This is a genomic window from Salinicola sp. V024 (genome assembly GCF_052645315.1).
The window spans coordinates 183,385-204,820 of sequence record NZ_JBQXYB010000001.1 but is presented as its reverse complement, the minus strand read 5'-3'; the positions used below and the strand labels follow the sequence as shown (position 1 = coordinate 204,820).

Sequence of the window (21,436 nt, the reverse complement as noted above, 5' to 3'; positions counted from 1 at the left end):
TGGCCATCCCCGTCATGCGTGGGCGACGTTCAGCGCCGGGATTGTCGATAAAGCACCGCACGGATCTTTTTCGTGAGAGCCGGGGTGAGGCAGTAATGGCCAGCGCGCTTCTTCAGGCGCTAGAGCACCTGCGGGCCGGCCGCCAGGATCTCCGCGTCGATGTCGTCGAACTTGGCGAAGTTGCCGGTGAACTTGGCAATCAACGCATTCATCTGCTCACGGTAGGCGTCCCGATCGCCCCACGCCTCGCGCGGGTCGAGCAGCTTGGCGTCGACCCCGTCCACCGCGACCGGGACGTCGAGGTTGAGCCCCTCGATATGACGCGTTTCGACGTTCTTCAGATCGCCTTCCTGGATGGCGCGGACGATGGCACGGGTCGTGGGGATGCTGAAACGGCTGCCGCCCTTGCCGTAGGCACCACCGCTCCAGCCGGTGTTGACCAGATAGACCCGGGATTCGAACGCCTCGATACGCTTGATCAACAGCTCGGCATACTCGTGCGCCGGGCGAGGGAAGAACGGCGCGCCGAAGCAGGTCGAGAACGTCGCTTCCAGGCCGCTGGTAGACCCCATTTCGGTGGAGCCGACCTTGGCCGTATAGCCGGACAGAAAATGGTAGGCCGCCGCTTCCTTGGAAAGCAGCGATACCGGCGGCAGTACGCCGCTCATGTCACAGGTGAGAAAGATGATCGCGCTCGGCTCGCCGCTACGGTTATCCTCGATACGCTTCTCGACGAACTCCAGCGGGTAGCCCGCGCGACCGTTCTGGGTCAGGCTATCGTCGGTGAAATCGGGAACCCGAGCTTTATCCAGCACCACGTTTTCCAGCACGGTTCCGAAGCGAATCGCGTCCCAAATGATCGGTTCGTTCTTGCGCGACAGATCAATAGTCTTGGCGTAGCACCCGCCTTCGAAGTTGAAGACCGTACCCTCGCCCCAACCGTGCTCGTCGTCGCCGATGAGGTAACGGTCCGGATCTGCCGACAGGGTCGTCTTGCCGGTACCGGAAAGCCCGAAGAACAGTGTGGTCTCGCCGTCTTCGCCGACGTTGGCGCTGCAGTGCATCGGCAGCACGTCCTTCTCCGGCAACAGGAAGTTCTGTACCGAGAACATCGCCTTCTTCATCTCGCCCGCGTAGCGCATGCCGGCCAGCAGCACCCGGCGACGGGCGAAATTGATCATCACGGTGCTCTCCGAGCGGGTGCCGTCACGCTGGGGAGCGCAGACGAACTTGGGTGCGCTCAGCACCGTCCATTCGCTCTTGTCCTTCGGATTCCAGTTATCGGGACGCACGAAAAGATTACGCCCGTAGAGGCTATGCCAGGCCTGTTCCGTGACCACGCGAATTGGCAGGTAGTACTCCGGATCGGCGCCGACATGCAGCTCGGAGACGAAAGTGTCACCACCGACCAGATAATCTTCCACTCGCTCCCAAAGCGCATCGAACACGTTGGGTTCGATCGGTCGGTTGACCTGCCCCCAGTCGATCAGATCCGACGTCGAGGGCTCCTCGACGATGAAGCGATCCAGCGTAGAGCGCCCGGTACGCTCCCCCGTCTCGACCACCAGTGCACCGTTGGCAGACAGCACGCCTTCACCTCGCGCGAGGGCATATTCGACCAGCTCGGCCGTGGTCAAATTGGTGTGCGCTTTCGCGGGGCGGGAATCGCCAGCAGCCGGGGCGGTGGCTTGAGAGGTGGTCATTGTCCAGTCCTGGGCTCGAGGGCCTCTGTTCCGTGTCGTTTCACAGCGTTATAGACCCGCCACCCCGATGCCACCGCTCTGGTGGAACCGGTGACTTCGACACCTGGCGGGCGAAAAAGGATCGCCATTATGGCAAAAAGCGACCAGCGCGCAAACGCTGGCCGCCCGATGTCAATTCGGCTTTGATCAAAGCGCCGCCCGGCAAGCATGCCGAGCGCGGCGCACGCCCTAGTGTACGGTCGGCGATGGCGCCTGAGGCGAGTCGATGATCGCTTCGATTTCCGCCGCACTAAAATGGTACTGGGTATGACAAAAATGGCACTGGGTATCGATGGCCTTCTGTTCATCGAGTATCTCGCGCAGCTCATCGGCGCCGAAGGTGTGCAGGGCGTTGGCGATCCGCTCGCGCGAGCAGGTGCAACCGAATGCCAGCGCCTTGGGCGTGAAGACACGCGTGGTCTCTTCGTGAAACAGCCGATGCAGCACGTCCTGCGCCGGCAGCGTCAGCATTTCCTCGTCGGTGATCGTCGCCGCCAGGTGCACCACCCGATCCCAGGCATCCGGGTCCTTGTTCGAGTGATCGTCCGGCAGCTGCTGCAACAGCAGCCCAGCACTGCGCTGGCCGTCGGCGCTCAGCCAAAGCCGCGTGGCTAACTGCTCCGACTGGGCAAAGTACGCTTCCAGACACGCCGCGAGCTGGTCGTGTTCCAGCGCCACGATCCCCTGATAGCGATTGCCCTCGGCGGGGTCGAGCGTGATCACGATCTGACCGTCACCGACCAGCTGGCGCAGCGTGGCATTGTCGGCGAAGACCTGCTCATCATCGTAACGCGCAATGGCCCGCAGCTGCCCGCCCGGGCTGGACTCGGCCATCAATACATCGACGCCCTGCTTGCCCCGGACCTCCACGCTCACGGTGCCGTCGAGCTTGACGGTTTCGGTCAGCAGCGCGACCGCGCTCAACAGCTCACCCAGCTGCTGGCGAATGGGCTCGGGGTACGCCTGACGCTCGAGAACTTCGCGGTAGGCCGTCTCCAGTTGCACGATCTCGCCGCGCACATTGGTGTCGTCGAATAGAAAGCGTTGGATTTCGTCGTTCATGACTCATATCTCTTCAGACGCTGGGTCCGGACGATATTGCGTCAACGACGCGTCTCATCGATACGGAACCAGCGATGGCAGGTAGGCCGGCGGCGCTGACGCAATTCGCGAACCCGACGGTCAGTCGTCGGTAGGCTGGCGCTGAAAGCGATGAATGTCGCGACGCTGGCGCTTGTCCGGGCGTTTGATCGGTGGCTGCATCATCTGATTGGCCAGCTTGCGCTGGTGGGCTTCACGTTCGCGGCGGTCGATGCTCTCCGGCGTCTCGGCATAGAGCTGCTGAGCTTCCGGCGCACCGCGTCGTTGTCCCGACAGCGCGACGACCTCGACGGTCGCATTATCCCAACCCTGGGGCACTTCGATCAGGGCGCCGATCTCGACATTGCGGCTGGTCTTGACGCGGCTGCCGTTGTAACGAACCTTGCCGCCTTCGATGGCTTTCTTGGCCAGTTGACGCGTCTTGAAGAATCGCGCCGCCCATAGCCATTTATCGATACGTACCGTTTCACTCATGGGCTTATCATCATGGTTCTGTCACCTCGACCGCTCTAGATGGGGGCCGCTGGCCGCTGCTTCAACCCGCGCTTCAACTCGATGCGCCGGGCAACAGTGAGGCGAAACGATCGACAACGGTAAACGTCGGGTGCGGTCTGTCGGCCTTCTGGCTATCCGGCTTGAGAATGCCCAGCAAATGGCCCATGCCGTAGTGCCGAGCGCACTCCAGCACATCGGTATTGTCATCGATGAACAGACTGCGGGCCGGGTCGAACGGGTGCAGCGTCTGCATCGCCTCCCAGAAGGCGGGCTGCTCCTTGGGCGCCCCGACGTCCGCCGACGACACGATGCGATCGACATAGCGGTCCAGGCCGGTCAGCGGGAGCTTGAGCCCGAGACTCTCGCGGTCGGCGTTGGTCGCGAGCACGACTTCGACCGGCGCCGCCGCTAGCCATTCCATGAATGCCAGCGCGTCGGCGCGCCACCCGATCAGGTGCGCGACTTCGCGCTTGAGCGCCACGATATCCACCGAAAGCTCTCGGCTCCAGTGCGCCAGACTGTACCAGTCCAGCGTCCCGCGGGCATCGAGGATGCGTGCCTCCAGCGCGGTACGATGCGAGTCGTCGAGGCGGTGCAGTTCCACGTAGCGACGCGGCAGGTGCTCAAGCCAGAAGTGGCTGTCGAAGTGGAGATCGAGCAGCGTACCGTCCATATCCAGGAAAACGGTGTCGATAGTGTTCCAGTCGATCATCAGGCGACATCTCGGCAATCGGGCGGGATAAAACGTCCCGCAGGGACGCCACCCTCGCCTTCCGGGCGTTGAATGGGTATTTCCCACACGAGCAAGCGTCGATTATTGTACCTAAAGCAACCCGCCCGATGCACGGAGGCCGCATGGCGCCGACAGACTCTTCCTCGCCCCCCTCGATCAAGCCGTCGATTCTCGAGCGGCGCAACGTCGCCCAGAGCGAACTCTTCGCCATCGAGTCGCTCGATTTGCGCTTTGCCAATGGCGCGGAGCGCACTTTCGAACGATTGAAAGGCAAAGGGCGGGGAGCGGTAATGCTGGTGGCGATGCCGGATCCGGATCATGTCCTGCTGATCCGCGAGTATGCTGCCGGTTTCGATGAATATACGTTGACGCTTCCCAAGGGGCTGGTCGATCCGGGCGAAGACATCGTCACGGCAGCCAATCGCGAACTGATGGAGGAGTGCGGCTTCGGCGCCCATCGCATCGAGCCGCTGGTCGAGCTATCGCTGGCTCCCAACTACATGAATCACCGCATCCAGGTGATGTTGGCAAGCGATCTCTACGAAAAGCGTCTCGAAGGGGACGAACCCGAGCCGTTGATCGTCGAAACCCACGCCATCGACGATATCACCGGGCTGCTGGCTCGCGACGACTTTCATGAGGGCCGCGCCATTGCCGCCCTGTTCATTGCTCGCGAAAAACTGCGTGGGGAGCGAGAATCCGAGAGCTGGTGGTAAGGCGCTCGTCTCCACTCATCTTGTCACCGCCCTTCTTGTTACAGCCCCCGTAACGACGAACGCCCCGCTTAGCGGGGCGTTCGTGAACAGTAAACTAGGGAACTGCTGCGAGCATTACCTAGTCAACAACGCTTGATCATCAGCGCTAGACGATCAGTTGGGATCGACGTCCTGCGCGGAATCGACGCCGTGGTTGTTTTCCATATCGTCCTGCATCTTGCCCTTGGCGGCGGACTTGTCCTGAGCCGTCGGGCCGTCGGCCTTGAGGCTGCCCGGCTGGGTATTGGCAGAACCGGTCTGCGCATTGTCAGTATCCGGCAGGCTGTTCTCGGACGGCAATGAGCCAGTGCTTTCTCCAGCTGCCGTGGCACCTTGAGCCTTGGTCGGCGCAGAGCCACCGGACTGTGTGTTGGCAGACCCGGTCTCGGGGCTGACGTCGGGCGCCTGATCCTGGGCAAAAGCACCCGCGGTCGGCAGTGCGATCAGTGCGGCAAAAATGGCGGCGTTGAGCTTTTTCATGGGAATCCTCCGTAATTCATCCTGAAGTAGTGCCCGTCCAGCGACTGGAGGTGGGTGGTAATCCGCTGATCCAGACGCTTGCACTACTGACGACTGCTAGTGCTACTGGTACTGCCTTGCCGAAACAAGTTATACAAAACTTAGTCATAAAACCGCGACTTGGCAAATTTCGTTTTATCGCTTCTCGGCGTCATAGCATTCGATGAAGCGACGCGCCGCCGGCGACAACTCCCTGTCCCGCCGCCACAGCAACTCGAAGGCAGGATTGGGCGTGCGAAACCGGTAATTCACTCGTGCCACCCGCCCTCGCCCCACCTGTTCGCGAGCGATTCCCTCAGGCAGCAGTGCCAGTACGCCGGAGTCACGTTCCAGCATTGCCAGGATGGCGTAGGTCGATGAAATTTCGATCGAATGCACCGACTGCGACAGGCCGGCAGCGACGAACTCCTGCTCCAGCATCCGCGGCATGCTCACGGGGTAGACGATCCAGGCCTGCCGGGCCAGCGTGGTGAAATCCGGCTCTTCGATCGCGGCTAGCGCATGATGCGGATTGGCCACGACCCACAGCGGTTCGGGGAAATTGCCATGACTATGGTAGTCACCGGGGCGGCGACCGAAGTTGGAACGGCATAGCGCGACATCGATACGGCCCTGATCGAGCAGACGCAGCAGCCCTGTGCTGGTGTCCTCGATAACCTGCAGCGACAGCGAAGGCTGTTCGGCACGCACCTTGACGATGGCTTCGACGATCGTCGCGATGGCGCCCATGGTGCCGCCGACCGCCAGATGCCCTCCGTAACCCTGCTGAATGCCGATCATCTCCTCGCGCAGATGCGCCACATCGGTCTGGATCAGCCTGGCATAGCGCACCACGCAGCGTCCCAGATCGTTGGTCTCCAGTCCGCGTGCACTCCGTGCGAACAGCGCCCCGCCCAGAGTCGATTCGATCTCGTTGAGCGCTCGCGTCGCACCAGGTTGGGAAATGCCTACCTGCTCGGCCGCCTTGTGGATGGATCCACATTCGTCGAGCGCCATCAACAGCCGCAGCTGGCGCAGACGGAGGCGCGACATCAACGTTTCCAACGTCGGGGGCATCGATGAAATCCCTTTATGGCGGGGCCGAGTGGTCAAGGCTTTCGATGAATCAAGACTTTCGATGGATCAAGACTTTAGAGGAATGCACGCAAGTTATCACTCGATCAGCAACTCTCAGTAGTGGAAAGCACGTCGAAAGGATACCGTGTCGCCAGCCGCAAAAATCATGATAAATATCTGATTAAAAAAGAATTTAAACCAAAAGTCGCATAGACCAAAGTGGCAGCCGCAGCCGAGGAGCCAAGCCATGGCACTGATCGAACATACCACCGAGGCACCCGCCTCGGTCATCCGATTGCATGAGCGCGACGATGTCGTCATCGCCCGTGTGCCGTTACCCAAAGACACCGAGGTGATGCCGGGCATCGTTCTGACGAGCGCCGTGCCGGCCGCCCACAAGATCGCGCTGCGCTCGCTTCAGACGGGCGACATGATTCGCCGCTACGGCCAGATCATCGGTCGTGCTACTCGACCCATCGCCGCCGGCGATCATGTTCACGTTCACAATCTCGGCATCGGCGATCTGGAAGGCGCCGGCCACGAGCAGGGCTATTCGAAGGACTATGCCATCGGCACCGAAATCAATCCGGTCGAGCCAGTCACCCCCGCCGCCACTTTCATGGGCATTCCGCGAGCGGACGGGCGCGTCGCGACCCGCAATTACATCGGCATTCTCACGTCGGTCAACTGCTCCGCCACGGTGGCTCATGCCATCGCCGACCATTTCCGCCGCGACGTTCATCCCGAGGCGCTGGCGCCCTACCCTAACGTGGATGGTGTGGTCGCCCTGACTCATGGCGTCGGCTGTGCGGTGGCCGCGGATGGCGAAGCGCTGGAGATGCTGCGCCGTACGCTTGCCGGCTACGCGCGCCACGCCAATTTCGCCGCCGTCCTGGTGATCGGACTGGGCTGCGAGACCAATCAGATCGATGCGCTGATCGAATCCCAGGGTCTGAAACCGGGACCCAAGCTGCATCCCTTCACCATCCAGCAGATCGGCGGCACCACCAAAGCCATCGCCGAGGGCATTCATCACATCAAGCAGTTGCTGAGAGAAGCGAACGAGGTCGAACGCACGCCGTGTTCGGCGGAGCATCTGCGCGTCGCCCTGCAGTGCGGCGGATCCGACGGTTACTCCGGCATCACCGCCAACCCGGCTCTGGGCGCCGCCGTCGATCGCCTCATCGCCCACGGCGGTAGTGCCGTGCTCGCCGAAACACCGGAAGTCTATGGCGCCGAACACCTGCTGACACGACGAGCAGTCAGCCCTGCGGTTGCTCACAAGCTGATCGCACGCATTCACTGGTGGGAGGAGTTCTGCCGGGTTCGCGGGGCCTCGCTCGACAACAACCCCTCGGCCGGCAACAAGGCCGGCGGGTTGACCACGATCCTCGAGAAATCGCTGGGCGCCGTCGCCAAGGCGGGCACCACGCCGCTGGTCGAAGTTCTCGAATATGCCGAGCCGATGCGCGAACGAGGTCTGGCGTTCATGGACTCCCCCGGATTCGATCCCGTCTCCGTCACCGGCCAGGTCGCCAGCGGCTGCAACCTGATCGCCTTCACGACCGGCCGTGGCAGCGCGTTTGGCTGTGCCCCGGTCCCTTCGATGAAACTCTCGACCAACAGCGCCCTATGGCATCACCAGTCGGACGACATGGATATCAACTGCGGCGCCCTGCTCGACGGCGACATCGAATTCGAGCAGCTCGGCGAACAGATCTTTCAGCGCTTTCTGACCCTGGCTTCCGGCGAACGCAGCCGCAGCGAACGTCACGGCTACGGCCAGCAGGAGTTCGTGCCCTGGCAGATCGGTGTCATCACCTGAGCGCTCCACACTCCTGAGCTCATTCAATATCCATCCACATAGCTCAACTCTTGCACAGCGCCGTCGCTGACGGTGCTTCCCCTAGCTCTGGCATGGAGACGATCACATGTCGATTCCCGCGTCACGCATACCCATCTACGACACCCTCAACCGCATCCCCGGCGGCCTGATGATCGTGCCACTGATTCTCGGCTCGATTGTCGGCACTTTGGCGCCGGCGGCGCTGGAAATCGGTAGCTTCACGACCGCGCTGTTCAAGGACGGCGCCATGGCCTTCATGGGTCTGGTGATCTTCGCTACCGGTATGCAGATCACACCACGCAACGCCGGGCCCATCGTCGGCACCGCCAGCGTTATACTGCTGACCAAGAGCCTGATTCCTGGCGTGCTGATCGCGGTGCTGGGTTTGACCACCGGAATGCATGGCCTGTTCGGCATCTCGATTCTGGCCATGCTGGCTGCGATGGATAACAGCAACGGCGGAATCTGGCTGGCATTCACCGGCCGTTATGGCGATCAACGCGATCGCGGCGCCTATATCGCTAGCGCGATCAACGACGGTCCGTTCTTCACCCTGATTCTGATCGGGGCATCGGGTCTTGCCGACATTCCGCTGGAAGTATTCTTGGCGGCGATCATTCCGCTGCTGCTGGGCATTCTGGTGGGCAATCTCGATCCGAAATGGACCGAGGTCCTGCGCCCGGTACCCGAAATGGTAATCCCGTTTTTTTCCTTCGGCCTCGGCACCGGAATCAACCTGACCGACGTCTTGCATGGCGGACTGACGGGATTGGCACTGGGACTGATCGTTGCGCCGTTTACCGGCGGGCTAGTCTATCTCGGCTATCGATATCTGCTGAAACGCGGGCGACGCAGCGGTATCGGCTTTGCCGCCGGCACTACGGCAGGAAACTCCATCGCGACGCCGGCGATCGCCGCGGCGGCCGATCCCTCGCTGCAATCCTATGTAGGCGTTGCCACGACCCAAGTCGCGGCCTGCGTGCTGGTATCAGCGCTAATGGCGCCGGCCATTGCCTCGTGGCTGCTCAAACGCAACGGCGAATTGCGCTCACCCGACGAGGCGCAAGAGAACGCCGTCGAAATCGACGGCGCCTCCGACCTAGGCCCTAACCCGATCATGAAATGACCTCGCTGACGTAGCGGGCCCCGAAAAGCGGCCAGAAACAACGACTGATAACACCAGCCGAAAATGCCTCGAGCCAGCAAATGCTGGCTCGAGGCGTTCACGTTCGACGCGGAGATCGCTGCTCGGGTCAGGACAGCCTGACGACCTGCCCGGTTTCTGCGCTTTGAACACCGGCTTCCAGCAAACGCATGACTTCGAGCGCCTCTTGCGCCGTCACCGGGAGCGGAGCGACGCCCTGGATGGCGTCGAGGACACCGGCGTAGTAAGCCAGATAGTCACCCGGCAAGGTCGCAATCTCATGCAGCTCTGGCTGACCGCCCTCGCGCACCTGGCCGATCGTCATCATGCCGTGGCGCCAGTCCTCACCCCATTGTGGCGAGGGCAGCCGGTCGCCACGCTTGAGCATGTCTTCCTGCGGGTCGAGGCCGTGCTTGATGTAGCTCGCCCGAGTTCCGTGAACGGTAAAGCGGGCCCCGGGGGCCGGCACCAGCGTGCCGCCATGCAGGACCACTCGAGATTCGCCGTAGCGCAGCACCGCATGAAAATAGTCGTCGACCTTGGCACCTTCGCGCTGGCAGGCCAGATCGAGCGAGATCGACTCCGGCGTACCGAACAGCACCAGGCTCTGGTCGAGCAAATGGGAGCCGAGATCGAACCAGGCGCCGGCGCCGGGCGCGGGGTCCTCGCGCCAGCGCTGGACGACATCCGGCCGGAAGCGATCGAAATGCGATTCGAAATGCACGATCTTACCCAGCGAATGACTGTCGATCAGATCGCGCACCGTCAGGAAATCGGCATCCCAGCGTCGATTGTGAAAGACAGACAATAGACGCTCAGCCTTTTCGGCCTGATCGCACAGCTTGCGCGCCTCGTCCGCCGTCACCGTAAACGGCTTGTCGACAACGACATGCTTGCCCGCCGCCAGCGCCTCGCTGACCAGCGGATAGTGCGTGGCATTCGGCGTGGGAATGACGACCAGATCGATATCGTCGCGAGCGAACAGCGCCTGGGGTGTCGGCTCCACCGGCACGCTCGGCCAGTCGACGTGGACCTTGTCGGCGTCTCGGCTCGCCACGGCGACCAGAGCAAGCCCGTCCTGGGCGGAGATCAAGGGCGCGTGGAAGCGTTTGCCGGCCATACCATAGCCAACCAGTCCCACACCGATGGTTCCCTTCATGCAGAGGTCCCTTAAGATGAATTCGCGATCGCTTCGCGGGCGGTTCTACAGCCAGCTTTTGAGTCAAACCCGGCGAAGCACGTAATCGCTTAGGGTATCGCAACTTGCCGGGCAATGATCTCCCCAAAACGGTGGGGCCGATACCCACTGCAGGCTCGGCGATCTCCCGCGGCGACATACCGGCACCGTCTTTCACCACCGGCTCCGGTTGCCATCTCAAGCCTTGGCGACAGCCAGTCTCGGCCGCCTCTGCTGCCACGCGACCGGCAGTCTCGCCTCCAGCCAGTGGCGCATGGGCGCCACCACGAAGCGCTGCATCAATAGCGCCAGCACGACGATCAGCGCCAGGTGGAAAACCATGGTCCAGAGCGGGATCGCGAATTTCAGCGCCGCGTTGCCGCTATCCACGACCCAGCCCTCGTGCCACCGCTGGAGCAGCCAGCGCGTGGCTCTGGCCGTTGGCCCGATCAGCGGCGTGTGCAACGCAAAGATGCACAGCGCCGACTCACCCAGCCGCTGCGCCCAGGCTCTCACCGTTGCGCTGTTCGGTGTCGTGAACGCACTCGCACTCAGCAACACCAGCGCCTGGAATGGCAACAGGAAGCCGTTGTGGGTCAGGTAGTAGAGGTGCAATCCATCCAGCTTGAGCAGCCACACCCCGATCGGCACCCCGCACAGACCCAGCGCCAGCACCGGATAGCGGAAACGGCGGATCAGATCGCTTACGCGGTCAGACTGCCAGGCACGATAGAGCACGATCCCCGCCAGGAATTCGGGCAGCCGGAACAGGGGATTACGATGAAGAACGCCGACCGTGACGTAGTCGAACGCGCCCGCCAGGGTCGCCAACAGCGGTCCCAGCGCATAGAGCCCCCAGATGGCGACCAGTACCAGCCCCCAACGCTGAACACGCATGAGCCGGGGGGCCAGCCAGGGGAAACAGGCATAGAAGAAGAGTAACGCCGAGATCGACCAGGAGGCGCCGTTGAGCCACAAAAAGCGCGGCTCCCAGGCCTGCAGTAGCGTCAACTGCAAGGCGATGTGCTTGAGCGCCCCGGGCCAGGAGAGGCGCTCCGAAAACGCCGCCTGCGCTTCGTCACTCAGCGGATAGTAGGGGTGCGTATTGAAGTAGACATAGACCCCTTCGGGGCGGATGGGATACTGAAGCAGCAGCAGACCGATCGCCAACAGCATGGTGATGACATGGATCGGATAAAGATTGCAAAGCCGTTTGGCGACAAAGGCCGGGCCACGCATCTTCATCTCGCCAGCGTCATCCAGCGCCACATGAGCGAGCAGAAAGCCCGACAGCATGAAGAACGTGCTGGTCGCGAAGAAACCCATGCCGATGAAACTTCTCAGCATATCGGGCATGCCGTCGTAGATGCCGCCGAAATGGTAGGCCACCATCCACAGGGCCATTAAAAACCGCAGCCACTCGAGACCGTAATAACGCTGCCGCTTGCTCGTGGCCATGATGCGACCTCCTTTCGGCGTCACCGCGAACGGCAGCAACCCGATCTGCAAGACAAGGCGAGAAAATCAGCCCTGTCGATGTGAATGGCGCAGCCAAGACGACTGCCATCGAAACGCCGAGACCGGCTCGAAGGCATACTGAAGAAAGTTGAAATACCGATGCAGGACCGCTTTTTCAGCCGCGCGAATGATGCCACCACTGCAAGCAAAGTGTAATCGAACGGCAACGAAAAGCCTCTTTCGACACTGGGAATCACCGAGATTTACATAAATCTCGACGACTGTCGCCGACGACCGACACAATATCATCGTCGCGTGCCATGCACCGGGACGCGCCGGGATGCGCTAATCTGGGACCAAGCGGTTCGTCATGGCAGCCAATCGAATATGCTGGCTGGCCGAATGCCCTTTACTCGCATGCTATCCATCGCCAGGAGTCACCATGAGTCAGCATCCCCCCATCGCTTTCATCACCGGCGCCACGTCAGGCTTTGGCCGCGCCTGCGCCCACCGGTTTGCCGAGGCCGGCTGGGCCCTGGTGCTGACCGGTCGCCGGCAGGACCGGCTGGAAGCGGTCAAGCAGCAGCTGCAGGATCAGGTCCCGGTGCATATCGCAACGCTGGATGTCCGCGAGCGTGACGGCGTTGCCAAGGTGGTCGAGGAGCTGCCGGCGGCGTTCAAGGCGGTCAAGGTTCTGGTCAACAATGCGGGGCTGGCGCTGGGTGCCGGACCTGCCCAGGAGGCCAACCTGGACGACTGGCAGACCGTCATCGACACCAATATCACCGGACTGGTCAACGTCACGCGTACGCTGCTGCCGACACTGATCGATGTCGGCCGCGGTGCGGCGATCATCAATATCAGTTCCACGGCCGCGCTGTGGCCCTATCCGGGTAGCCACGTCTATGGCGCATCCAAGGCGTTCGTCAATCAGTTCTCCTACAACCTGCGCTGCGATCTCAAGGGAACCGGGGTTCGCGTCACCGACATCGCGCCGGGCATGTCGGAAACCGAATTCACCCTGGTGCGGATGAAGGGCGATCAGAGCGCCCATGACAAGCTCTACGGCGGCGTCGAGCCGATCCAGCCGGAAGACGTGGCCGAGCAGGTCTTTCTCGCCGCGACCTTACCGCCGCATCTCAACATCAACCGTCTCGAGCTGATGCCGGTGTGCCAGTCGTGGGGCGGTCTCGCCGTCAACCGGGACTGACGGACGAATACCAGGCAGGCCGAATGGAGCCGCCTAGACAGTGCTGGAAATCCTTTGGCACGCGCCGCATGATGCTCCGTCACGCAGAGCCTCATGCGTCGCGCGGCTTCGCGCAAAGCGGATATCAACAACGACAACGCAATCGTAATCACGGATCGACATGACTGAATCTTCCCCTGCAGCGGCATCGTCCGCTCGCGAACGGCAACCGCTATGGCTCACCGCGGCCCCCGGGCTGTTCCTGTTGTTGTGGTCACTGGGATTTCCGGTCGCCAAGATCGGCACGCAGCACGTCGATCCGCTGCTGTTTCTGGGGCTGCGATTCGTTCTCGTGCTGCTGATCATGCTGCCCGTCTGGTTGTGGCTGCGTCCACCCATGCCGACCCGACTCAGCGCCTGGGGCCATCAGGCAGTGGTCGGATTTCTGATCCAGACCGTCTACTTCGGCTGCTGCTACAGCGCTTTCGCACTGGGCAGCTCCGCCGGCGTCGTAGCGCTGATCGTGTCACTGCAGCCGGTACTGGTCGCCCTCGCCGCCCCGGCGATGGTCGGGGAAACCATCGGCACGCGACGCTGGATCGGTTTCGCACTGGGCCTGATCGGCGCCGTGGTGGTCATTCTGGGGCGCTCGACGGTGGAAGGCATCACCACCGGCGGGCTGTTGCTGGCGATCGCGGCCCTGATCGGGATGAGCGGCGCGACGCTCTACGAAAAGCGCTACGGCCAGCCGCTGCACCCGGTCAGTGCCAATCTCATCCAATACTTCACCGGGCTGATCACGACCCTGCCGCTGATCGTATTGTTCGGTCACTTCACGCTCGAGTGGGATGGCGCACTCGTCGGATCACTGGCCTATCTGGTCATCGGGAACTCACTGATCGCCATCTCGCTGCTGCTGGCGATGATCCGGCGTGGCGAAGCCTCGCGGGTCTCGGCGCTGTTCTATCTGGTGCCGCCCTGCGCTGCCCTGTTCTCGTGGTGGCTGATCGACGAACCGATGCCGCCGATCGCCTGGCTGGGCATGGCCATCGCCGCCGCGGGCGTTGCCCTGGTCAGTAGCCGACCTCAACGCCGCTGAAACAGACACTCGACGTTGACGACACAAGGCTCCCGACCCAACATGAGCGATGATTGAGAAATTGCTTAACCATCAGGCCGATCCCATCATGTCCACTGCCGACGAGCGCCAAGCGCTCCGCCTGCCCGAAGGGCACGCCAAGCTGCTACTTCACTCCTGCTGCGCTCCCTGCTCCGGAGAGGTCATGGAAGCGCTGCACGCCTCGGGTATCGACTACGCGATTTTCTTCTACAACCCGAATATCCATCCCAAGAAGGAGTATCTGCTGCGCAAGGAAGAGAACATTCGCTTCGCCGAGCAGCACGGCATTGAATTCATCGACGCCGATTACGATACCGACAACTGGTTCGCCCGCGCCAAGGGGATGGAGTACGAGCCGGAACGCGGCATTCGTTGCACCATGTGCTTCGACATGCGTTTCGAACGCACGGCGCTTTACGCCAAGGAGAACGGCTACACGTTGATTTCCAGCTCGCTGGGCATCTCGCGCTGGAAGGACATGAACCAGATCAACGACTGTGGTCACCGCGCCGCGGCGCCTTACGAAGGAATCGAATACTGGGATTACAACTGGCGCAAGAAAGGCGGATCGAAACGCATGATCGAGATCAGCAAGCGCGAGCGCTTTTATCAGCAGGAGTATTGCGGCTGCGTCTATTCGCTACGCGACTCCAACCTCCACCGCAAGGCGCAGGGCCGCGACCTGATCCAGCTCGGCGTCCAGTACTACGGCGACGACGAGTGACGCTCGCCCCCCCCATTAGCTTTTCGCTATCAATAGCGCGCCAGCGCCGATCATCAGCGAACCGGCGCCCCGGTTCAATCGGCGCTGCGCCCGTGACGAACGCAGGGCTCTCCTAGCCCTTGCAGCACCGGCAGCGACCAGACAGAGCCCCGCCATCAGACCCGCAACCGTCAGCACGACCAACAGCGCCAGAGAGGAGCCGCCGAGCCGCCCCAGATCGACGAACGTGGGAAGAAAGGCGATATAGAACAGAATCACCTTGGGGTTGGATGCGGAGATCAGGACTCCCTGCGCCACGCCGGCCAGATTGCCGCCAGATTTACCGGGCGATAACACCTCGGCGTTCTGCACCGGCGCTCTCCATAGCTTCCAGCCGAGATAGAACAGATACAGCGCGCCCAGGATTCGGATCACGCCAAAGAACTCGCCCCAGTGTTCGGCGATTGTCGCCAGGCCGAACGTCGCGAGCAGCAGATAGAGCACGTCGCTGATCGTCATCCCCACTGCCATCGGCAGGCACCGGCGGAAACCGGCATTCACACCCGTGGCGATCAAGGCGAACACGCCCGGGCCGGGGGTGATGGCAAACAGGAAGATGGCCAGCAGGTAGGTGGCGGCGCTCTCGATGGTCATGGCGTTCAGCAATCCGATATCGATGAGCGCTGATTGTCTACTTCGAAAAAGGGGCAGCGCAAGTGCGCTGCCCCTTTAAAGCCCCTATTAGATACCGCCGGTTGTCGACGCTTCAGCGGCCGAACACGATCTTGGCCACGTCCGGGTAGACCTTGGCGAAATGCACGGTCATTCCCGCCTTGAGATAATCCGGCAACTCGTCGTAGTCGCGCTTGTTGGCCTCCGGCAGAATCAACTCGAAGATGTCGCTACGACGCGCAGCGATGACCTTCTCGCGGATACCGCCGACCGGCAGCACCTGCCCGGTCAGCGTCAGCTCGCCGGTCATCGCCAGCGGCCGGTCGATGCTCTGATTGCGGGCCAGCGACATCAGCGCCGTGGTCATGGTCACACCGGCGGATGGACCATCCTTGGGCGTCGCGCCCTCGGGCACGTGCAGGTGGATGAAGGCCTCGTTGAAGAAGTCGGCATCGGCGCCGTATTCGCCCAGGTGTCCCAGCGTGTAGCTGTAGGCGATGTTGGCCGACTCCTGCATCACCTCGCCCAGCTTGCCGGTCAGCTTGAAGCCACGCGTCAGGGCGTGCACCTTGGTGGCCTCGATGGGCAGCGTTGCCCCGCCCATCGAGGTCCAGGCCAGGCCGGTCACCACGCCCACGCCCTTGAGTACCTTCTCCTTGCGGAACAGCGGCGCGCCGAGAAACTCTTCCAGGTTGTTGACTGAGACCTTGACCGTCTCCTGGTCCTGCTCGAGCATCTTGACCGCCGCCTTGCGCACGATCCGGTGAAGCTGCTTTTCCAGCTGACGCACGCCCGCTTCCCGCGCGTAGCCTTCGATCACCTGCCTGAGCGCGGTATCGGTCAGGTTGATGCGCTTTTTCGGGATCCGGTCCCGCTTCAGCAGCTTCGGCCACAGATGATGCTTGGCGATCGCCACTTTCTCTTCGGCGATATAGCCGGATAGCCGGATCTGCTCCATTCGATCGAGCAGCGCCGCCGGAATGGTATCGAGCTGGTTGGCGGTGCACACGAACAGCACCTTGGAGAGATCGAGGCGCACGTCGAGATAGTGATCGAGGAAATCGACGTTCTGCTCCGGGTCGAGCACCTCGAGCAGCGCCGAAGCCGGGTCGCCCTGGAACGACTGCCCCATCTTGTCGATCTCGTCGAGCATGATCACCGGGTTCTCGACCTCGACCTCCTTGAGTGCCTGCACCAGCTTGCCCGGCATCGCGCCGATGTAAGTGCGCCGGTGGCCCTTGATCTCGGCCTCGTCGCGCATGCCCCCCACCGAGAAACGGTAGAACTTGCGACCCAAGGCATCGGCGATCGAGCGACCGACGGAGGTCTTGCCGACGCCCGGCGGGCCGACGAGCAGCACGATCGAGCCGCCGACGTCACCCTTGAACGAGCCTTCGGCCAGGAACTCGATGATCCGTTCCTTGACGTCGCTGAGCCCGTCATGATCGCGATCGAGCACGCCACGCGCGCGCTTGAGATCGAGCTGATCCTGCGAGGTGATGCCCCACGGCAGCGAGGTCAGCCAGTCGAGATAGTTGCGGGTGGTGCCGTACTCCGGCGAGCCGGTCTCCAGTACCGACAGCTTGTTGAGCTCGTCATCGATGCGCGTCTGCACCCGCTCGGGCACCTGCAGCGCCTCGAGTCGGTCGCGGAAGGTGTCGACGTCGCTCTCGCGATCGTCCTTGGAGATGCCCAGCTCTTTCTGGATCACCTTGAGCTGCTCGCGCAGGAAGAATTCGCGTTGGCGCTCCTGCATCTGCGAGTTGACCTGCTCGCTGATCTGATTCTGCAGCTGGGCGACCTCGATCTCCTTGCGCAGCAGCGGCAGTACCTTCTGCATCCGATCCATGATCGGCAGCGTCTCGAGCACGCTCTGCAGCTCGCGCCCCTTGGCCGAGGTGATGGCGGCGGCAAAATCGGTCAACGGCCCGGGCTCGTGGGGGCTGAAGCGGTTGAGATAGCTCTTCAGCTCTTCCCCGTAGAGCGGATTGATCGGCAACAGCTCCTTGATGCCGTTGATCAGCGACATCGCGTAAGCACGGGCTTCCTCGGCTTCGGCATCGACCGGCTCCCGGGGATAAGAAACCTCGACCAGATACGGCGGCGTCTTGGAGAGCCAGCGATGAATGCGAAAGCGCCGCACACCCTGGGCAATGAACTGGATCTGGTGTTCTTCGTTCTGGTTGCGGTGGACCTTCACCGCCGTGCCGATCTCGGGAAAGCTTCCCGGCCCCAGCTCGTCCATGCCCACGTCGCCCACGAACGCCACCCCCACCATGTGATGGGGCGTGTTGCCGACTCGCTTCATGGTCTCTTCCCAGCGCTGGCGCTGAATGATCAGCGGCTGCACCTGGGCGGGAAAGAACGGACGATTGTGAATGGGGAGGAGATAGATCCGCTCCGGCAGGGAGTCGCCGGACGGTACGATAGCGCCGCGGGGCGAGTGCTGCGCCTCCCCATCGGCATCGATCGACTCCTGGCTGGTATCGAAAGTGTCCGCGGAATCCCGGTTATGTTCGCTCATCATTCACCCTGAGTTCGTGGCCAGTTCTGGCCGAATGATCAAGGGATGCGGGCAGCGAGGCAGGAGTTCAAGGTAAAGGCACGGGATTAGGGCATAAATAGACAGGCCGGACTCGAGGGCCCGGCCTGTCTGAAACTCCATTTCCGTCGATTCAGCGAAACGAGCTACGGCAACAGCGGCATCCGCTGGCCGTTGATTTCGAGCACGCCATCTGCGAGTTTTATCTGCAACGGATCGCTGCTCATCGGCAGACCGAGGTACATCAGCACTATTGCCGGTGCGCCCTCGAGCGTCAGTTGCCCATCGAGCCGCCGGGTCAGTTCGCGTCCCATTGCCTCGTCGCCCATCGTATCGAAATTCCAGCTTTCGATGCCGTCGCCATCGATACCCAGCTCGCCCTGGCCGCGCAGCTTCATCCCCAGCATCGGGCTGTTGGCGGTAAGGCGATCCAGCGAAAGACGGGGCGATCCTGCCAGCAACTTTTTCATCGACGGTCGCAGCGGCGCCATTGCGGACTCGAGCGCCTGATCGTCATCGGCGTCGATGGCCGCCTGAATCCGGGGCAGGTTGTCGTCGAGCGCCGCTGCCAGAGCGCGATAGGCATCGCCGTCGACATGATCCAGGGTCAGCTTGAGGCCGCCGTTGAACATCGACTGGTCCCGCATCCGCGTATCGCCGACATCCGCCTGCACATGCAGCGTCAACTGCTGCGGGTCGAGCTTGGCATCCAGCGTATAGCCGAGATCCTTGCTGACCACGCTCGGACCGCCGGCGGGCGTGACCGTGGCGGCGGCGATGGCAAGCGTCACCGACTGCTGGAACGCCTGCTCGTCCCCCGCGAACGTGCCGGACAGCGTGGTGTTCTCGATCAGAATATCGCTCCGATCGTCGGCCAGTCGCAGACGCGGTGCCTGGCCGTTCAGGGTAACCTTGTCGCCCGCCTGCTCGATGTCCATCTCGAACCCGTCGAACTCGAGCTGCATGTCGCGGGACGCGGTGGTCTCCTCGGCGCCGCCCTCTCCAGGCACTTCACCAGGCACTTCACTTGCCGGTACGCTGACGGTCTGCGAGAAGCCGGGTAACGTGAAGTGCGCCTCCAGTTTCTGGTCGCGGGTCAGAAAGCGTCCGTGCCAGGTCAACGGCCCCTCGCTCTCGAGCACGTCACCGAATAGCGTCTCGCCGTCGCTGCCCCTCACCTGCGCTACGCCATCAAGGGTCGTTTCCAGCAGGCCATGGCCAGCCTCGTACGGCACCTCGACCAGGACCGGATCGGCATCGGTCGACGCCATATAGCGTGCCTCGATCCGACCGCTGGAGTGGAACCAGCCGCTGTCGATATCGTCGCGCGACACCTGCCAACCGGGCCGGGCGTCGAGTCTCGCGACCAGTTTGTCGATCTCGCTATCGAAACGCTGGCTGGAATAGGCCTGCGCCCCCAGGTAGCCGCCGCCGGCCAACACGATCACGACCGCTCCTGCGATCATCCATATACGCATGCACTGCTCCGGACGTTGACGATAGAAACGCTGTTAGGGAACCACTGTATAAATGCCTACACGCGCGAATGGCTGCGTTGCGCGGTACCAGTGCACCGGTCCGATCGGAACTCGCCTAACCCCATGTCATGTCTCGTTCTCTGCGGGCCGTGCGCCTTGCCCTTCATCGCCTTCAGCAATTTATTCAGCGTTTCCTTAGATCCACACTGACTCGGCCTGCATGGGGCGTCGTCTTGTTTCGCTCGTGGCTCCTGGCTCCTGACTCAGTGCAGCCAGAACCACAGATGCATCGTGCTCCAGGCGTAGACGCCGGCCAGGATGTCATCGAACATGATGCCGATGCCTCCCGCAACGCGACGATCGACCCAGCGGATCGGCCAAGGCTTGAGAATGTCGAACACGCGGAACACCACGAAACCCCATAACGCGGCCTCCCAGGAGAACGGCACCGCCGCCATGGTCAGCCAGTAACCGACGAACTCGTCCCAGACGATGCCGGAATGGTCGTGAACGCCGAGGTCGCGAGAGGTGGTCTCGCAAAGCCAGATGCCGACCAGCGTCGCGATGCCCATCAAGCCCAGATAGATCGTCAACGGCAGACCCGAGAGCAGCCAGTAGAACGGAATCGCGGCCAGGGTGCCGAAGGTTCCGGGCGCGAACGGCACCGCGCCGCTGCCCAGCCCAAAGGCCAGGAAATGTGTCGGACGGCGCCAGACGCTCGAAGGAGCCCGATTCATGAGACGATCTCCGGGAAGTGGTCCCAGCCGCGGTGCGCCAGATAACGCGGCGCAACTCCCTCGATGCCTTCACCGGCAACGACTCGGCCGATGGGCGTCAACGGCAGATGTAGCGGAGCGAGCCGGCGCTGGGCCTCGGCCAGATCGGCGGCCGAAAGCGTTACCAGCAGTTCGTAGTCGTCGCCGCCATTGAGGACCCGCTCGCGGACATCGTCCAGCTCAAGAATCGCCCGCAGCGGCGTCGCCAGCGGCAAGGCTTCGACGTCGATCCGAGCGCCGACACCGGACGCCGCCAGCACGTGCCCCAGATCCGCCAGCAGGCCATCGGAAACGTCGATCGCGCTGCTGGCCAGCCCCCGCAACGCTTCACCGGCCGCCAGGCGTGGCTCGGGGCGTAGATAGGCCTCGAGCAATGGGTGGTCAGAATCCTGCTCGCCGCGCTGCCAACGCTCGAGCCCGGCGGCGGCACGACCGGGATAGCCGGTCACCGCGATCAGATCGCCCTCCCGCGCGCCGCTACGCCGCAATGCCGTGCCGGCCGGCAGCTCGCCATGCACTGTCACGCCGATCGTCAGCGGACCTCGCGTGACGTCGCCGCCGATCAGTTCGCAACCGCTGCGGTCGGCCAGTTCACGAAAGCCCTCGGCGAACGCCGCCAGCCATTCGGCATCGGCCGCGGGCAGCGTCAGCGCCATGCAGCACCAGCGCGCCTTCGCGCCCATCGCCGCGAGATCGCTCAAGGCGACGGCCAGGGCCCGATGACCGATAGCCGCCGGCGGGGCGTCTTGGGGAAAGTGGACATCGACCACGGACGTATCGACGCTGATCGCCAGCTGATGCCCGGGGGACGGCATCAGCACGGCGCAGTCGTCGCCGTTCCCGACGACGACGTCGCTACGCTCCGGCGCCGCGGGGCGCGACAGGTAGCGTGCGATCAGCTCGAATTCGCTCGACGAAGCGCGATTCATA

19 protein-coding genes are annotated in these 21,436 nt (G+C 62.6%); 6 read left to right on the top strand and 13 right to left on the bottom strand.

Annotated elements, in window-relative coordinates; genetic code table 11:
- Nucleotides 1-119: 119 nt before the first annotated feature.
- From ACUN9V_RS00915 to ACUN9V_RS00900, 4 genes are all read right to left on the bottom strand, one after another.
- On the bottom strand, nt 120-1,703 hold the full coding sequence (locus tag ACUN9V_RS00915) for a phosphoenolpyruvate carboxykinase (RefSeq protein WP_075562777.1): 1,584 nt from the start codon (nt 1,701-1,703) through the stop codon (nt 120-122).
- Between the two features lie 228 nt (nt 1,704-1,931).
- Nucleotides 1,932-2,804: an Hsp33 family molecular chaperone HslO gene (gene hslO, locus ACUN9V_RS00910; RefSeq protein WP_075562778.1), complete on the bottom strand. Its 873-nt coding sequence runs from the start codon at nt 2,802-2,804 to the stop codon at nt 1,932-1,934.
- 120 nt (nt 2,805-2,924) lie between these two features.
- Nucleotides 2,925-3,317: an RNA-binding S4 domain-containing protein gene (locus ACUN9V_RS00905; protein WP_075562779.1), complete on the bottom strand. Its 393-nt coding sequence runs from the start codon at nt 3,315-3,317 to the stop codon at nt 2,925-2,927.
- A gap of 73 nt (nt 3,318-3,390) precedes the next feature.
- Nucleotides 3,391-4,050, bottom strand: a complete 660-nt coding sequence (locus tag ACUN9V_RS00900; protein WP_075562780.1) for an HAD-IA family hydrolase — start codon at nt 4,048-4,050, stop codon at nt 3,391-3,393.
- Nucleotides 4,051-4,193: 143 nt separating this feature from the next.
- On the opposite strand from ACUN9V_RS00900, the gene nudE reads away from it, so the two are divergent.
- Nucleotides 4,194-4,787: an ADP compounds hydrolase NudE gene (gene nudE / locus ACUN9V_RS00895; RefSeq protein ID WP_075562781.1), complete on the top strand. Its 594-nt coding sequence runs from the start codon at nt 4,194-4,196 to the stop codon at nt 4,785-4,787.
- A gap of 153 nt (nt 4,788-4,940) precedes the next feature.
- On the opposite strand, the gene ACUN9V_RS00890 is transcribed toward nudE, so the two are convergent.
- Nucleotides 4,941-5,306 (bottom strand): hypothetical protein, encoded by a 366-nt coding sequence (locus ACUN9V_RS00890; RefSeq protein WP_075562782.1) that lies wholly within the window; start codon nt 5,304-5,306, stop codon nt 4,941-4,943.
- Between the two features lie 174 nt (nt 5,307-5,480).
- Complete coding sequence (locus ACUN9V_RS00885) at nt 5,481-6,377, bottom strand: LysR family transcriptional regulator (protein ID WP_445509994.1); 897 nt, start codon at nt 6,375-6,377, stop codon at nt 5,481-5,483.
- 271 nt (nt 6,378-6,648) lie between these two features.
- On the opposite strand from ACUN9V_RS00885, the gene ACUN9V_RS00880 reads away from it, so the two are divergent.
- A complete protein-coding gene (locus tag ACUN9V_RS00880; RefSeq protein WP_445509993.1) occupies nt 6,649-8,226 on the top strand; it encodes a UxaA family hydrolase in 1,578 nt (525 codons plus the stop codon).
- Between the two features lie 106 nt (nt 8,227-8,332).
- The gene (locus ACUN9V_RS00875; protein WP_445509992.1) at nt 8,333-9,373 is read left to right on the top strand and encodes a 2-keto-3-deoxygluconate permease; all 1,041 of its coding nucleotides are present in this window, start codon (nt 8,333-8,335) and stop codon (nt 9,371-9,373) included.
- Between the two features lie 127 nt (nt 9,374-9,500).
- Here the strand turns inward: ACUN9V_RS00875 and ACUN9V_RS00870 are convergent, their stop codons facing one another.
- Together ACUN9V_RS00870 and ACUN9V_RS00865 are read right to left on the bottom strand one after the other, a co-directional pair.
- Nucleotides 9,501-10,550 carry an oxidoreductase gene (locus ACUN9V_RS00870; protein WP_445509991.1) on the bottom strand — a complete coding sequence of 350 codons (1,050 nt, stop codon included), beginning with the start codon at nt 10,548-10,550 and terminating at the stop codon, nt 9,501-9,503.
- A 216-nt stretch (nt 10,551-10,766) separates the two neighbouring features.
- Entirely contained in the window at nt 10,767-12,026 is a 1,260-nt protein-coding gene (locus ACUN9V_RS00865) for an acyltransferase family protein (RefSeq protein ID WP_445509990.1), read from the bottom strand.
- Nucleotides 12,027-12,468: 442 nt separating this feature from the next.
- Here ACUN9V_RS00865 and ACUN9V_RS00860 point away from each other — a divergent pair, with 442 nt between their 5' ends.
- The 3 genes from ACUN9V_RS00860 to ACUN9V_RS00850 all read left to right on the top strand — a co-directional run bounded on the left by ACUN9V_RS00860 (nt 12,469) and on the right by ACUN9V_RS00850 (nt 15,059).
- A complete protein-coding gene (locus ACUN9V_RS00860; protein ID WP_439286178.1) occupies nt 12,469-13,236 on the top strand; it encodes an SDR family NAD(P)-dependent oxidoreductase in 768 nt (255 codons plus the stop codon).
- A 160-nt stretch (nt 13,237-13,396) separates the two neighbouring features.
- Nucleotides 13,397-14,314 carry a DMT family transporter gene (locus tag ACUN9V_RS00855; protein WP_445509989.1) on the top strand — a complete coding sequence of 306 codons (918 nt, stop codon included), beginning with the start codon at nt 13,397-13,399 and terminating at the stop codon, nt 14,312-14,314.
- Between the two features lie 88 nt (nt 14,315-14,402).
- A complete protein-coding gene (locus tag ACUN9V_RS00850) occupies nt 14,403-15,059 on the top strand; it encodes an epoxyqueuosine reductase QueH (protein ID WP_439304041.1) in 657 nt (218 codons plus the stop codon).
- A 15-nt stretch (nt 15,060-15,074) separates the two neighbouring features.
- Here the strand turns inward: ACUN9V_RS00850 and ACUN9V_RS00845 are convergent, their stop codons facing one another.
- From ACUN9V_RS00845 to thiL, 5 genes are all read right to left on the bottom strand, one after another.
- A complete protein-coding gene (locus tag ACUN9V_RS00845; protein ID WP_445509988.1) occupies nt 15,075-15,692 on the bottom strand; it encodes a LysE family translocator in 618 nt (205 codons plus the stop codon).
- 112 nt (nt 15,693-15,804) lie between these two features.
- Nucleotides 15,805-18,234, bottom strand: a complete 2,430-nt coding sequence (lon, locus tag ACUN9V_RS00840; protein ID WP_445510355.1) for an endopeptidase La — start codon at nt 18,232-18,234, stop codon at nt 15,805-15,807.
- Between the two features lie 164 nt (nt 18,235-18,398).
- Complete coding sequence (locus ACUN9V_RS00835; RefSeq protein WP_445509987.1) at nt 18,399-19,730, bottom strand: DUF945 family protein; 1,332 nt, start codon at nt 19,728-19,730, stop codon at nt 18,399-18,401.
- 263 nt (nt 19,731-19,993) lie between these two features.
- Nucleotides 19,994-20,467: a phosphatidylglycerophosphatase A family protein gene (locus ACUN9V_RS00830; RefSeq protein WP_075562790.1), complete on the bottom strand. Its 474-nt coding sequence runs from the start codon at nt 20,465-20,467 to the stop codon at nt 19,994-19,996.
- Nucleotides 20,464-21,435 carry a thiamine-phosphate kinase gene (gene thiL / locus ACUN9V_RS00825; protein WP_445509986.1) on the bottom strand — a complete coding sequence of 324 codons (972 nt, stop codon included), beginning with the start codon at nt 21,433-21,435 and terminating at the stop codon, nt 20,464-20,466. The genes ACUN9V_RS00830 and thiL overlap by 4 nt, the downstream gene beginning before the upstream one ends.
- Nucleotide 21,436 lies beyond the last annotated feature (1 nt).